At 57.9% G+C, this 13,821-nt stretch carries 15 protein-coding genes and 1 riboswitch; of the genes, 12 read left to right on the forward strand and 3 right to left on the reverse strand.

Annotated features, from left to right (window positions below; all coding sequences use genetic code 11):
• The 8 genes from lfhA (at position 1) to lfiJ (ending at position 9,442) form a co-directional block, all read left to right on the forward strand.
• Entirely contained in the window at positions 1-2,076 is a 2,076-nt protein-coding gene (lfhA, locus tag AB5Y94_RS17030) for a lateral flagellar biosynthesis protein LfhA (protein WP_244364935.1), read from the forward strand.
• A gap of 195 nt (positions 2,077-2,271) precedes the next feature.
• A riboswitch (cyclic di-GMP riboswitch) is annotated at positions 2,272-2,359 on the forward strand.
• A gap of 137 nt (positions 2,360-2,496) precedes the next feature.
• A complete protein-coding gene (gene lafK / locus AB5Y94_RS17035; protein WP_244364936.1) occupies positions 2,497-3,873 on the forward strand; it encodes a lateral flagellar response regulator transcription factor LafK in 1,377 nt (458 codons plus the stop codon).
• Positions 3,874-3,885: 12 nt separating this feature from the next.
• A complete protein-coding gene (gene lfiE, locus AB5Y94_RS17040; protein WP_017409393.1) occupies positions 3,886-4,212 on the forward strand; it encodes a lateral flagellar hook-basal body complex protein LfiE in 327 nt (108 codons plus the stop codon).
• 17 nt (positions 4,213-4,229) lie between these two features.
• On the forward strand, positions 4,230-5,972 hold the full coding sequence (gene fliFL / locus AB5Y94_RS17045; RefSeq protein ID WP_139430702.1) for a lateral flagellar M-ring protein FliFL: 1,743 nt from the start codon (positions 4,230-4,232) through the stop codon (positions 5,970-5,972).
• The gene (gene fliGL / locus AB5Y94_RS17050) at positions 5,959-6,987 is read left to right on the forward strand and encodes a lateral flagellar motor switch protein FliGL (protein ID WP_139430595.1); all 1,029 of its coding nucleotides are present in this window, start codon (positions 5,959-5,961) and stop codon (positions 6,985-6,987) included. Before fliFL ends, fliGL begins: the two co-directional genes overlap by 14 nt.
• Before the next feature lie 12 nt (positions 6,988-6,999).
• Entirely contained in the window at positions 7,000-7,692 is a 693-nt protein-coding gene (gene lfiH / locus AB5Y94_RS17055) for a lateral flagellar assembly protein FliH (RefSeq protein ID WP_017788256.1), read from the forward strand.
• Entirely contained in the window at positions 7,685-9,016 is a 1,332-nt protein-coding gene (gene lfiI, locus AB5Y94_RS17060) for a lateral flagellar FliI-like assembly ATPase LfiI (protein WP_005305819.1), read from the forward strand. The genes lfiH and lfiI overlap by 8 nt, the downstream gene beginning before the upstream one ends.
• 9 nt (positions 9,017-9,025) lie before the next feature.
• Positions 9,026-9,442 (forward strand): lateral flagellar protein LfiJ, encoded by a 417-nt coding sequence (gene lfiJ / locus AB5Y94_RS17065; protein WP_029304689.1) that lies wholly within the window; start codon positions 9,026-9,028, stop codon positions 9,440-9,442.
• A gap of 3 nt (positions 9,443-9,445) precedes the next feature.
• Here the strand turns inward: lfiJ and lfgN are convergent, their stop codons facing one another.
• From lfgN to lfgA, 3 genes are all read right to left on the reverse strand, one after another.
• The gene (gene lfgN, locus AB5Y94_RS17070; RefSeq protein ID WP_368206207.1) at positions 9,446-9,883 is read right to left on the reverse strand and encodes a lateral flagellar protein LfgN; all 438 of its coding nucleotides are present in this window, start codon (positions 9,881-9,883) and stop codon (positions 9,446-9,448) included.
• Between the two features lie 2 nt (positions 9,884-9,885).
• Complete coding sequence (flgM, locus tag AB5Y94_RS17075) at positions 9,886-10,161, reverse strand: flagellar biosynthesis anti-sigma factor FlgM (RefSeq protein WP_017788254.1); 276 nt, start codon at positions 10,159-10,161, stop codon at positions 9,886-9,888.
• A 76-nt stretch (positions 10,162-10,237) separates the two neighbouring features.
• Positions 10,238-11,038, reverse strand: a complete 801-nt coding sequence (gene lfgA / locus AB5Y94_RS17080) for a lateral flagellar basal body P-ring formation protein LfgA (protein ID WP_368206208.1) — start codon at positions 11,036-11,038, stop codon at positions 10,238-10,240.
• 51 nt (positions 11,039-11,089) lie between these two features.
• Between lfgA and lfgB the strand changes: the two genes are divergently transcribed.
• Genes lfgB through flgEL form a run of 4 tightly spaced genes read left to right on the forward strand, consistent with a single transcriptional unit; the run spans position 11,090 to position 13,818 of the window.
• Positions 11,090-11,479 (forward strand): lateral flagellar basal body rod protein LfgB, encoded by a 390-nt coding sequence (lfgB, locus tag AB5Y94_RS17085; RefSeq protein WP_336289832.1) that lies wholly within the window; start codon positions 11,090-11,092, stop codon positions 11,477-11,479.
• A gap of 2 nt (positions 11,480-11,481) precedes the next feature.
• Positions 11,482-11,907 (forward strand): lateral flagellar basal body rod protein FlgCL, encoded by a 426-nt coding sequence (gene flgCL / locus AB5Y94_RS17090; protein ID WP_017409402.1) that lies wholly within the window; start codon positions 11,482-11,484, stop codon positions 11,905-11,907.
• 3 nt (positions 11,908-11,910) lie between these two features.
• The gene (locus tag AB5Y94_RS17095) at positions 11,911-12,606 is read left to right on the forward strand and encodes a flagellar hook assembly protein FlgD (protein ID WP_368206209.1); all 696 of its coding nucleotides are present in this window, start codon (positions 11,911-11,913) and stop codon (positions 12,604-12,606) included.
• Between the two features lie 18 nt (positions 12,607-12,624).
• Positions 12,625-13,818 (forward strand): lateral flagellar hook protein FlgEL, encoded by a 1,194-nt coding sequence (gene flgEL, locus AB5Y94_RS17100; RefSeq protein ID WP_005305795.1) that lies wholly within the window; start codon positions 12,625-12,627, stop codon positions 13,816-13,818.
• Positions 13,819-13,821: the final 3 nt, after the last annotated feature.

Consider the following 13,821-nt stretch of genomic DNA (forward strand, 5'->3'; position numbering starts at 1 on the left):
GTGAACTGGCGTGTATTGACCCAATCCTATACCGCGATACCCATGATGCTCCTGGCCATTCTGGCCATGATGATCCTGCCTCTGCCGGGTTGGCTGCTGGATACCCTGTTTACGTTCAACATTGTGTTGGCCGTGCTGGTTCTGCTGGTCTCCGTGTCGGCTCGTCGGCCACTCGATTTTTCCGTCTTCCCGACCGTCCTGCTGGTTGCGACCTTGATGCGATTGTCGCTCAACGTGGCCTCGACCCGGGTAGTGTTGCTGCATGGTCATGAGGGGCATGAGGCGGCGGGCAAGGTTATCCAGGCCTTCGGTGAGGTGGTGATCGGTGGCAACTATGTTGTCGGTCTGGTGGTGTTCGTGATCCTGATGATCATCAACTTCGTGGTGATCACCAAGGGGGGGGAGCGAATCTCCGAGGTATCGGCCCGTTTCACCCTGGATGCCATGCCGGGCAAACAAATGGCGATCGATGCCGATCTCAATGCCGGCACCATGGATCAGCATCAGGCAAGGGCAAGACGGGACGAAATCGCCAGGGAAGCCGACTTCTACGGCGCCATGGACGGTGCGTCCAAATTCGTACGCGGTGATGCCATCGCCGGTTTGCTGGTTCTCATCATCAATCTGGTGGGCGGTCTGGCCATCGGCATTTTCCAGCATTCTCTGCCGGTTTCGGAAGCGTTCCAGAGCTATGCACTGCTCACTATCGGTGATGGTCTTGTTGCCCAGATCCCTTCCCTGCTGATGTCCACGGCTGCGGCCATCATAGTGACCCGGGTCAGCGACGAAGGGGAGATGTCGGATCAGGTGGGCCAGCAGATCCTGGCATCGCCGCGGGTAATCTACACGGCGGCAGCCATCATGCTGATCCTGGGCCTGGTACCCGGTATGCCTATGGTGGCATTCCTCAGCTTTGCGGCCGTATTGGCCTGGGCAGGCTGGAGCGTGAGCAAGCGGCAGGTCAGTCAGCCCGACCTGGAGGCAGCACATGAGCTGACGCGTCAGATGGTGCAACCGGAGCCGCAGGGCCTTGAGTGGCAGGATCTGCCACCCGTGGATACCGTTGCCATCGAGCTTGGCTACCGATTGGTCCCTTTGGCTGAAGCAGACAAGGGGGCTGAGTTGTTGGCGCGGGTGCGGGGTATTCGCAAGACGCTTTCTGAGCAGTATGGCTTCCTGTTGCCGGAAATCCGGGTACGCGACAACCTGCAACTGCAGCCGGATCAATACCGGATCAAGCTGTCAGGTGTGGGGTTGGCGAGCGGCAATGTTGATTGCCAGAGACTGATGGCGATCAGCAGTGGTGAAACCTATGGGGCCCTGGATGGAGAATTGACCCAGGATCCAGCCTATGGGATGAGTGCTGTCTGGATTTCGCCGGAGAACAAGGCCAAGGCGCTGAATTTGGGCTACTCGGTGGTGGACTCGGCGACCGTTATCGCAACGCATGCCAGCAAGCTGCTGAGGGAGCAGCTGGATAACTTGTTTGGTCACGATGAAGTCGGCAAGTTGGGACAGTATCTGGCCAGCCAGTCTCCCCGTCTGTCGGAAGAGCTAAACCTGGCGTTGACCCAGATGCAGCAGTTGCGAGTTTTTCGTCAACTGCTCAAGGAGCAGGTCAGCCTGACCGATATCCGGACCATAGCCACCACCCTGCTGGATGCGAGCGAGCTGACCAAGGATCCTGTCTTGCTGGCATCGGATGTGCGCTGTGCGCTCAAGCGCCAGATTGTGAGGCAGGCGATCGGCAGTCGGGAAGTGCTGGCGACGTTTACACTGGATGACCGTCTGGAGCAAACCCTGCTGGCGGCCATGAACCAGTCACAGCAACAGGGGAAGATCCAGCTGGACAGCTTCCCTGTCGACCCTCAGCTTCTGGCCCAGTTGCAGCAAAACATGCCGCTGGTGAAGGAACAGCTGCAACAGCAGGGGCATGCCCCCGTGTTGGTGGTGATGCCGCAACTGCGTCCCCTGATGGCACGTTATGCCCGCTCATTTTCGAAAGGTCTCAAAGTGCTCTCTTATAATGAAATCCCGGAAGATTTACGGGTGGAAGTTATTGGTACATTAGGCTGAAGCAGAATTGCCATGTTAATGAAGTGACGGGAAGATGATATTCCGCATATCTACTTGAATTGTCATTAGAAGCCGCTATGATGTGACTGTTTTTGACGCAACGACGTTGAAGATTAATAACAAATATAACAATTCACATGTGCTATGCAGCTCTTCGTCAATAAGTTGAGCTGTCTTGTCCCAATACGGGCAGTCGCATGATAAAGGCAAACTGAACTGAAAAGTCAGGACGCAAAGCCTCCGGTCTAATAGCAGGAATGCTAATGATAGCGGGGTTACCAAGGCCATTGTTACCGCCTTGATACCATCAATAACCCACTTGAAGACGCTTTTTCGGCGCTTTTTGGGCGTGGTGCGCTTTTATTTTTGACACATCAGTTCTGTTGATTGGTTTGTCCACAATCACGGGTTCGGGTTCTTATGCTTTCGGATTTATCTAACAAGAAAAACTCAAGGCCAATCGGTATTGAGAGTGTCCCTCATTTGTTATTGATTGGCACTTCGTTATCAAATGGAAACGATATTGCGGAAATATTGTTAGCGCAAGGCTATAACATCTCCTGCGTTGACTCGATTAAAAAGTCAAAAGTAATTCTCGCGGATAATTCAGTTGATCTGATCCTGCTTGACATGGATGTCATGACCGAGGCCGGCCCGCAATTGGTGCATGACTTCAGTGGTATCGATTGCATGGTTCTGGTCAATGAACATCAGGCCTATCTTGCCGCAGAAGCCATGCGAGCGGGGGCCATCGACTACATCATCAAGCCTTTCGGTGGTCGGCAGATGGTGGATGCGGTAAAGGGGGCGCTGCGTCTGCGCCAGTCCATTCCGAATCTCATCGCGGTCTCTGCCATGAGCCTGCAAGTGCTGCAACTAGCACGTCGTGCAGCCAAGACATCCGCCACCATCCTCATCGGTGGGGAGTCCGGTACTGGCAAGGAACGACTGGCCCGCTACATCCACGACATGTCCAGCCGGGCTGGCCGACCATTCGTTGCCATCAACTGTGCAGCCATTCCTGAATCCATGCTCGAGTCCATCCTGTTTGGCCACAACAAGGGGGCGTTCACCGGCGCAACGGGAGCCCAGGCCGGCAAATTCGAGCAGGCTCAGGGGGGGACTCTGCTGCTCGACGAGATCTCTGAATTGCCGTTACCGCTGCAGGCCAAACTGCTGCGGGTCTTGCAAGAACGGGAGGTCGAACGGCTTGGCAGTCACCAGACCATCGCTTTGGATGTACGGATCATTGCCGCCAGCAACAAGGATCTGCGTACTCTCGTTGTCGCTGGTCAGTTCCGGGAAGATCTGTTCTACCGTCTGGATGTGCTGCCCATGAACTGGCCCGCGCTGCGGGAGCGTCCCGACGACATTCTGCCGTTGGCGGAGTACTTCATTGAACTGCATGCCTTTCAGCAGGGCTATCGCCTCAGTGAAAATGCCCGCAAGCAACTGCTGACATACGGTTGGCCCGGCAATGTCCGGGAGCTGGACAATGTCATACAACGTTCATTAATCATGGCTCGCGGATTGCATATTCAGGCCGTCGATTTGATGCTGCCCAGTTACACCATTGAATCCGACGATGTGTTGCCGGAAGTGCTTTCCGCCCCGGAAGGGCTGAGTGAGACCCGCCGCTACGCAGAATTTCAATTTGTACTAGAGACCTTGCGCCGCTTTCGCGGCCATCGGACCCGCACAGCTGAAGCCCTTGGGATGACGACCCGGGCACTGAGATACAAGCTGGCGGCCATGCGTGAGCAGGGCATAGACATTGAGCAGCAGCTTCAAAACTAAGGGATAAACCGAGTGAAGATTGAAATGATGTCATCACAGGTGACGCTCTTGCAGCAGATGCAGGAGATGCAGCGAGTCGCCAGCCAAACCCCTGTTATCGAATCGAATGATGTCTCGAACGTATCATTCGGTGATGCCATGCGCGACGTCGTTGGCCGGGTCAATGAGCAGCAAAATATCGCCTCACGGCTGATGACTGCCGTGGATGCGGGTCAAAGCGACGATCTGGTTGGTGCCATGGTCGCCAGCCAGAAAGCGGGACTCAGTTTTTCTGCCCTCATGCAGGTAAGGAACAAGCTGATGACCGGTTTCGACGACATTATGCGTATGCCACTCTGAGGTAAGTGATGACTGAACTGGTAACGTCCCCGCAAGGGGCTTCGGATTCCTTCAGAACACGCGTCCAGGAGGGCTTGCGCAACTGGCGCAGTCTGTCCCGCGACAACAAATCCATCCTGACCATAGCGTTGCTTGCCGCCATCGTGGCGGGAACCATCGTGGTGATCCTGTGGACTTCCAGCAAGAACTACGTGCCCTTGTACGGCAAGCAGGAGTTGTATGACACCGCCAACATCATGGAGATGTTGGAAAAAGAGCAGGTCCCATTCAGGCTGGAGAAGAGCTCCGGCCAGATCCTGGTGCCGGAAAATCAGCTGGCCCATGTGCGCATGGCGCTGGCGGCCAGAGGGGTGAGGGCCGCCATGCCCGCCGGTCTGGAAGGGCTGGACAATGTGACGGGCCTGGGGACCAGCGAGTTCATGGAGGGAGCCCGTTACCGGCATGCGCTGGAAGGGGAACTGGCGAGAACCATCATTTCACTGGATGCGGTGCGCAGTGCCCGGGTGCATCTGGCGATCCCCAAGCGGACGCTGTTCGTCGGACGAGATGAAGAGAAGCCCAGTGCGTCCGTCATGCTGGACCTGCAGCCTGGCCAGGCCATGGAGCCGGGGCAGGTTGAAGCGATCGCCAACCTGGTTGCTGGCAGCATATCCGGCATGAAGCCGGGGGCGGTAACCATAGTGGATCAGGCTGGTCAGTTGCTCAGCGCAGAGTTGGGGGACAAGGCTGGTTTTGGCAAGCAGAGCGTGCAGCAGATGGAGTATGTGCGAAAGCTTGAACAGTACATCCGCCAGCGTGCCAGCGACATGCTCTATCCCATGCTGGGCACGGGTAACTTCAGGGTACAGATTGCTGCCGACGTGAACTTCAATGCGGTAGAGGAGACCCAGCAACAGCTGGATCCACAGGGCGTGGTCACCAAGGAGTCCAGCAAGTCGGATAAAACCATCGATGCACTGGCATTGGGGATCCCCGGTGCCTTGTCCAATCGCCCGCCCGAAACGACCCCCAAGAGCGAGCAGCCGGCTCAGAATCAGGGTGCTGCCAGTGCAGAAGCCCAGAAGAACGATTCTCGCACCGAGCGCCAAGAGGTCAACAAGCAGTACGAAAACAGCCGCACCATAGTGCATACCCGTTACCAGCAGGGTCGTTTGGAGAAGATGAACGTCTCCATTTTGCTGAACCAGCAGAGTGCCCCCAAGGGCGGCTGGAATGAGCAGCAGTTGGAGCAGATCCGGCAGATGGTGGAACGTTCGGTGGGGTTTGACGATACCCGTGGCGATCAGATCAGCCTGCAGGTATTCGATTTTACCGGTGCCGTGCCGATTGCCCCGCCCGAGTCGAGCTGGTGGGAAACCCCGTACTGGCAGGACTCTCTGCGTTATCTGGTGGGCGGCCTGCTTGGCCTTACACTGGTGTTCTTCGGCATCAGACCGCTGGTCAAACATCTGGTGCGTACCCAGCAGTTGCCTGAGGAAACCGCGACCGAGGAGCAGGATGAGCAACAGGAACCGACAGTGGGTCTTTCCATGCGCCGGGATGATGATGCCGCTCTGACTGCTCCCGCGATGGGCAATGGTTTGATCCGCTCTGACAACCAGATGGAACCGCAGTTCTCCTCGCTGGATCTGGAGGCTTTGCCAGAGCCTGGCTCCGAACTAGAAGTACAGCTCAAACACCTGCAACTGCTGGTGGAAAAAGACACGGCGCGCGTCGCGGAAGTGGTCAGATCATGGGTGAGTGGCAATGAACAACGTTAATCTGAACCAAAACGCCGTCGATATCGACATCGACAACCTGGAGAAGGCCGCGATTTTGCTGCTGAGTATGGGGACCGAGGCCGCCGCCAAGGTGATGCAAAAGTTGTCCCGTGATGAGGTACAACGACTCATCTCCAAGATGGCTGGCCTGTCTGGGGTCAGTTCGATGGAGGCCAAGTGGACGCTGCAACAGTTCTTCAACCAGTACCGTGAGCAGAGCGGCATCGGTAGCGCCTCACGCGAGTATCTGGAACAGACGCTGGATCTGGCGCTGGGTCAGCGCCTCTCCCGCAGTCTGCTAGACAGCCTTTATGGCGACGTGATGAGCCAGGACATCCAGCGTTTGCAGTGGGTGCCCGCCGAGGTGCTTGCCCGTTTCTTCCGCAATGAACACCCACAGATGCAGGCCGTGTTGCTGGCCTTCCTGCCCCCGCAGACGGCATCCGCCGTGCTGGATGCTCTGCCGGGTTCGGTGCACGACGATCTGCTGGTTCGTGTCGCCAGTCTCAACAGTGTCAGCGAACACGTGCTGGGAGAACTGCGTCTGACCCTGGACCGTTGTCTGGCTTATGTTGCCGATCAGTCAGGAGCCAAGGTCAACGGGGTGCGCCAGGTGGCGGATATTCTGAACCGCTATCAGGGTGACAAGGAGCAAATGCTCTCTCTGCTGCGCGAACACGATGGCGACATGGCGCTGGAAATCGAGAAAAACATGTTCGATTTCATGTCGTTGCGCCGTCAGACCGACGAAACACTGCAGCGTCTTGTGCAGGAGCTGCCAAGCGATCTGCTGGCGCTGGCACTGAAAAATACCGAGGCCAGCTTCCGCAAGGTGGTGCTGGGCGCCATGCCGAAGCGGATGGCGCAGGCGCTGGAAGCCCAAATCCAGGGACAGGGCAGCGTCTCCTTGCGCAAGGTCGAACAGGCCCGCGAAGAGGTGATGCAGCTGGTTCGCGAATTGGTGGAGCAGGGCGAAGTCGAATTCCAGCTATTCGAAGAACCCACCGTCAATTAACAGGAGGCGTCCATGAACCACAGTGTGCGCAAGTTGGCGGCGGGAGCCACCCGTCTCTACCGTTTCCCGTCGTTGGGACAGAGTGGAGAAGAGGCACAGAGCCAGCAGGAACAATTCGAATTCGGTTATCAGCAGGGGCTGGAACAAGGTCACGACGAAGGCTATCAGTCTGGGTACCAGCAGGGCCTGACCAGCGGTCTGGTGGAGGGGGAAGCGAAGGGGCTGCAACAAGGGCAAACTCGCGGGTTTGCCCAGGGGCTGGCGGAAGGGCGAGCCTCTTTCGATCAGGCCATGGTGCCGTTTGCCAAATTGCAGGCGCAGTGGGAGTCCCTGACCCGCAGTCGAATGCAGGAACAGAAGGAACTGGTTGCCCAGCTGGTTGCCCAGGTGGCAAAGCGGGTGATCCAGGCCGAATTTACGCTCAATCCGCAACAGGTACTCAAACAGGTAGAACAGGCATTGGCGAGCCTGCCTGCCACCTCGGAAGAGCTGGTGATCTATCTCAGCGAAGGGGATCGGCAGCGACTGGCAGAGCAGGGGGTGACTCGCTGCGAGGGGTGGCCATTGCAGGTGGACCCGGCACTGGGCATAGGCGATGCACGCCTGGAGACCCGAGCGGCGGTCATAGAGGTCAACACGAGCGAGCGTCTTGCCGCCTGTATGGAGCAGCTCAACAGCACACTGGAACTGCCCCAGGATGCATGAAGCCCTGCAACAGGCGCTCACATCGGCGCTAGACAGCTTTGACGATGTCCCCGGCTTTCGCCGCTATGGTCGGCTGGTGAGGGTAACAGGGTTGACGCTGGAGGTAGTGGGCTGCCAGCTGGTGATGGGTCAGCGTTGCCGGGTCGATACTGCGACAGGCACGCCATTGCTGGCTGAAGTGGTGGGCTTCAACCGTGATGTCTCCTATCTGATGCCGTTGCAACCGATGGGTGGTCTCTATGCCGGTGCCCGGGTGCTGCCCATCGACGGGGAAGAGACGATTCGGGTCGGTGAGCACCTGCTGGGTCGAGTCGTAGATGGTCTGCTGCAGCCACTGGATGGCCGGCCGCTGCGTGATGAGGGGGAGCATGTGGCGCTGTTCTCTTCCCCTCCGAACCCCTTGCTGCGTACACCTGTTCGCGAGCCGCTGGATGTCGGTATCCGCGCCATCAATGGCCTGCTGACCGTCGGCAAGGGACAGCGGCTGGGCCTGTTTGCGGGCTCAGGGGTCGGCAAGAGTATGTTGCTCGGCATGATGACCCGTAATACCACCGCCCAGATAGTCGTCGTCGGCCTGATTGGTGAGCGGGGACGGGAGGTACGCGAGTTCATTGAGCACAGCCTGGGGGCGGAGGGGCTGGCTCGCGCCGTGGTGATAGCGGCGCCAGCAGACCAGTCACCGCTGATGCGGCTGCGGGCGGCTCAGCTGTGCCACCGTATCGCCGAGTACTTTCGTGAGCAGGGTCAGGATGTGTTGCTGTTGATGGACTCCCTGACCCGCTATGCCCAGGCCCAGCGTGAAATAGCCCTGGCAATAGGAGAACCGCCCGCGACTCGAGGTTATCCGCCCTCGGTATTCAGCATGCTAACCCAGTTGGTGGAGCGAGCCGGTAATGGTACGCACCCGGATGGCTCTCTGAGCGCCTTCTATACGGTGCTGGCGGAGGGGGATGATCAGCAGGATCCTGTGGTGGACTCGGCCCGCGCCATTCTGGATGGTCACATAGTGTTGACCCGCAGACTGGCGGAGGAAGGTCACTATCCTGCCATCGACATTGGTGCCTCGGTCAGCCGGGTAATGCCGCAAGTGGTGCCTGCCGAGTGGCAGCAACTGGCCGTCACGCTGCGCCAACTGTGGGGCCGTTATCAGCAGGTGCGTGAATTGCTGCCGCTAGGTGGTTATCAGCCGGGCGCCGATCCCCAGATGGATGAAGCCGTGCAGCGTTATCCAGCTATTGCCGCCTTCCTGCAGCAAGGCATCCACGAAGAGACTCCCCTCGCTCAGGTCACCGCCGGGCTCCGACAAGTGCTCGGAAGGCAATAAGGGGCTACCGTGCTGAAGTCTTATCTTGGTTTGCAGCAGGATGCGCTGGAAAACATGGGCAAGGAGCGCCAACGACTGCGGGAAGATGCCATGCGGGAAGAGCAGCGGGCATTGCGGTTGCAGGAGGTCATTGGCTCATTGCACTGTGGTTCGGCAACTTTTCACCCTCTGTTGTGGCAGAACAAGCATCAGATGGATGGTCAGCTGCGGCAACTGCTGGCCCATCAAATGCAGCAGTCTGCTCTGGCCAGACTCGATCTGGAGCGACACGAGGGAGAGGTGCTCAAACAGTTTGGTCGGGTCAAAGGGTTGGAACTGCTGTTGGATAAACGTGAACAGGCACAGCAGCGGCAACTGGAGTCGCGCGATCAGCGCCAGCTGGATGAGCTGGCCAGTCTGCGACATCGCATGATGAAAGGGGAGTAGGGATTAATCCGGAAAGCGTTCCTGCTGCCCATAAGCGGGTTCCTGACCCAGCAGCGTATTGATGGTTTCTATCTGGCCGGCCAGCAAGCGGCCGTTGAGCTCGTTCTGACGCAGACATTGCTGCAACAGCTGTTCCAGCTTCAGCCACTGTTTGGCAACCTTGTGCTGCAGGTTGGCGGGCAGTTTTTCGATGAGTGCCGCCATCCCTTTTTCATCAGGCTTCAATCCCAGCGCCAGCAGATGCTGACAGCGTTGTTGCGCCTGTTGCTGCACCTGCATCATCAGCTGTGTTTGTTGCTGATTATGTTCAGCCAGTGCGTCGACGTCGTGAGCGGCCAGCAGACTGTGCTGACGCAGCAGCAGTTGTTGCAGGGCGACATAGCGGGTGCCGTCTTGCTGAATGCCCAGGATCAGCTCTTTGACCCTCTGCTTGGCGTCCATGCTCATCGACGATGCATGTCCAGAATGGCCTGACCCAGTGCATCCATGTCGAGTTCGAGCTTGCCCTCGCTGATGGCCTGTCGGATCCGGTTGACCTTGTCCATGTCCACGTCGGAAGTCGTAGCCAGCTCGCCCCTCGCCTGATTCACGAACTGGGCCGTGGTGCTGATCTGGGCATCAGCCTGGCTGGCGCGTGGCTGCGATGGCGTGGATGGCGCTTCCTGCTTGCGTTGCAGCTGGGCCTGAACATAGAGCGGGTCGGTGCGTGTGATCTTCATAACGTCAATTCCTGATGGTCTATCTATGACAAGCGACCCAAGGTCGATGTAACTTAAATCAAACCCATGCTTTGAATTAAAAACGGGTTTCAACTTCCCCCTTGTCGATCACCCAGGCTTGGATTTCCTTGCCTGAACTCAGATTTTTCACTCGAATTCCGTCGCCGATGGCCCCGTTGGCCAGTGCCCGTCCCCGCGTTGTGGCGGAAAATCCATCCTGGCCAGCCCGGATCAACACACCTTCACCTTCCCGTATGGCCCAGGCTTTCTGCAAATCCAGCTCACTAATCAACTGACCCATCCGCAGGTTGCGGTTGCTCTTGCTGCCCACCAGAGACTCTGAGGTGGGCACAAAGCTACGTTGCAACCGGCTGACCTCAAGTGATTTTTCGATCAGATCGCCAGGTCTGATGACATGGCCTCTAGGCAGCTCCTGCGCCGTCACCCAGACCGGCAGCATCAGTGTCACCTCGACCCTGGCCCTGATCTGCCAGGCCGGGTCGACGCACTCTGCCAGATAGGGTCGCCGTCCCCAGGGCTGACGATACTGACCGCCGGCCTGCAGGCGGATAGGCTGCGAACAGTCCGGCAGATGGGTGACTGCAGGGGAGATCCAGACCTGATATTCCGCTTCGGACGCTGGCCAGCCCTGCTGCTGCAGATAGGCATGCAGGGCCTGGCTGGCATCCTCCTGCAACAGTGCTTCGAGCTGCCGGGTCAGGGCGGTCGGCTCGGCCAGCAGTGGCCATGACAGCAGCCACAGGGCCAGCAGGTTGCTTCGCTTCCATACGGGAAACAGTGCTTCCCCTTTTATCCGTGTTATCAGCCACTGTTGACGCTGTAACCAGCGGAAATAAAGGTTCTTCATGGTTGGCATGAGTCTTGATAAAGAGTGCACCGGTCTGACTGATTCATAGAAGGATGAAGCATGAGTATCTCATTTGACAGCGCGTTGGGTGTACACCCTTATGCCCTCGATGTGCGGGCGGATCGGGCGCGTATCCTGGCAGGCAACCTGGCCAATGTAGATACCCCAGGTTATCTGGCCCGGGATGTCGATTATAAGACGATTCTGGGGCGTGTCGCGCAGCAAGTTGCAGCGGGAGACGAGAGTGCCGCCATTGCACAGGGCAGCATGGCCAATGACATGGAGCACCCTCTCTATCGCATTCCCTATCAGGTATCAATGGATGGCAATACCGCCGAACTCAGCGTCGAGCAGAGCAAGTTTGCCAACAACGCCACTGATTTCCAGACCAGTCTCACCTTTCTGAATATGAAAATTACCGGGATCGCCAAGGCGATCGAGGGCCGCTGATCATGTCGTTCAATCGCATCTATGACATTGCCGGTAGTGCAATGCGAGCACAAACCGTTCGTCTGGACACAGTTGCCTCCAACCTGGCGAACGTGGACAGTGCCGCGGGCAGTGAAGAGGCTGCGTTCCGTGCCATCAAGCCGGTGTTTTCTACCCTCTATCAGCGGGTGCAGGATGCCGAGTCGCTGGGATCGGCCCAGGTGCAGATTGCCGGCATAGTGCAATCAGATCGTCAGGTCGAGAAGCGTCTTGAGCCCACCAACCCCCTGGCTGATCAGGACGGCTTTGTCTACTACTCCAACGTCAACGCGGTGGAGGAGATGGCCGACATGATGAGTGCCTCCCGTGGTTTTGAAACCTCCGTCGAGGTGATCAACCGTATCAACAGCATGCAGCAGGGTCTGTTGCGCCTGGGTCAGGGAGTGTAAGCCATGAGTCTGCCTCAGGTAAGCAGTCTGGATACGGCCCGCAGTACCAGCCAGCGCAACACGACACCGGAGATAGCCCCCAATAACACGGCTGCCGGCCAGAATTCCCAGAGCGGTATGCAGTTGCGTAACGAATTCCTGCAGATGATGGTTGCCCAGATCCAGAACCAGGATCCCACCAACCCCCTGGATGGTGCCCAGTATGTTACCCAGCTGGCACAGTTCAGCATGGTAGAAGGGGTGGAAAGCCTGAAGGTCTTGCAGCAGAAGTCCATCAACATGATGGATACCCAGCAGGTACTGCAGAGCACTGACCTGATCGACAAGGAAGTGATGGTTCCGAGCAAGACACTGACCAAGAGCGACGACAAAGCGATCCGGGGGCAGGTGGAGCTGGCCGGTGCCGCCGATCAGGTTGAACTCAAGGTGTATGACAAGCACGGCACCCTGGTTGCGACCAAAAACTGGGGTGAGAGCAAGGCCGGTGGCCTTGATTATGAACTGCCCCCTTTGCCTGCCGGTGAATACAGCTTCGAGGTCAAAGCCTCGCTCCAAGGTGTGGCGACCACGACCAAGAATTATGTGGCCAGCACCGTAGAGCGGGTCACCCTGCCTGGTACAGGCGAAATCATGTTACAGGTGGCCGGAGTGGGCGATGTGCCTCTCTTCAGTGCCATCCAGTTTGGCAAATCGGCGTAATCAGATAGGAGCGAAACTGTGTCTTTCAGTATCGGATTGAGCGGCCTGCGCGCCGTAAACCAGGAATTGAGTGTCATCAGCAACAACGTGGCCAACGCCAGCACGGCCGGCTTCAAGTCCAGCCGTGCCGAGTTTGCCGCCATTTATGGCGGTGGTCAGGCTGGTGGTGTAGAGATGAACAACGTTTCCCAGAATTTTGACCGCAATGGTGACGTGACCCGTACCGGCCGTGGGCTGGATCTGGCGATCTCGGGCAGCGGCTTCTTTGTGCTCAAGGACAGCAACGGCCAGACCTCTTATACCCGGGCAGGCATGTTTCAGCGGGATCCCAATAATTACCTGACCACTGCCAGCGGTACCCGGCTGCAAGGTTACACCACCAATGATGCGGGCGAACTGCAGTCCGGTGTGGTGGGGGACATTCAGGTCAAGGCCGGCAGCCTGCCTGCCAAACCGTCCGACAAGCTGGAGTTCGTTGCCAACCTCAAGGCCGATGCTGGTGTGATCGACCAGACGGCCCATCCGTTCGATCCTGACAAGTCGGCCAGCTTCAGCTATTCCCAGTCCAGCAAGGTGTATGACTCGCTGGGGGTTGAGCACACAGTCACCCAGTATTTCGTCAAGACGGCCGACAACACCTGGCAGGTCAACTATGCCTTCAATGGCACCAAGACAGGCACCCCGGTGACGCTGGAGTTCAACACCAACGGTACCCTGAAGTCTCCGACGACCTCCCCGGTTCTGGACCTGACCCCGCCCGGTGCTGAAAAGATCTCCCTGCAGGTCGATATCGCCCGTGTCAGCCAGTACGCCTCCGATTTCAACGCCACGCGCAACCAGTCAAATGGGTATACCGCCGGTGATCTGACCGGGGTGCGGGTGGATGCCGATGGTGGTGTCTATGCCACTTTTACCAACGGTCAGAGCCTGTTGCAGGGCCAGGTGGTGATGGCGAACTTCACCAACCCCAACGGTCTGCTGCAAACCAACAATACCACCTGGCAGCAATCGTTCAGCTCTGGCCAGCCGGTATTGGGCGCTCCTGGCACGGGGACCATGGGGTCATTGACCGCAGGGGCTTATGAGGGGTCCAACGTGGATCTGACCGGGGAGCTGGTGAGCCTGATGACTTCTCAGCGCAACTATCAGGCCAACGCCAAGACCATCAGCTCCGCTGACAAGATGACCCAGGTTCTCTTCAACTCCTTCTAAGGC

Origin of the sequence: Aeromonas sp. s5 (genome assembly GCF_040907865.1) — a bacterium.
GTDB lineage: Bacteria > Pseudomonadota > Gammaproteobacteria > Enterobacterales > Aeromonadaceae > Aeromonas > Aeromonas dhakensis.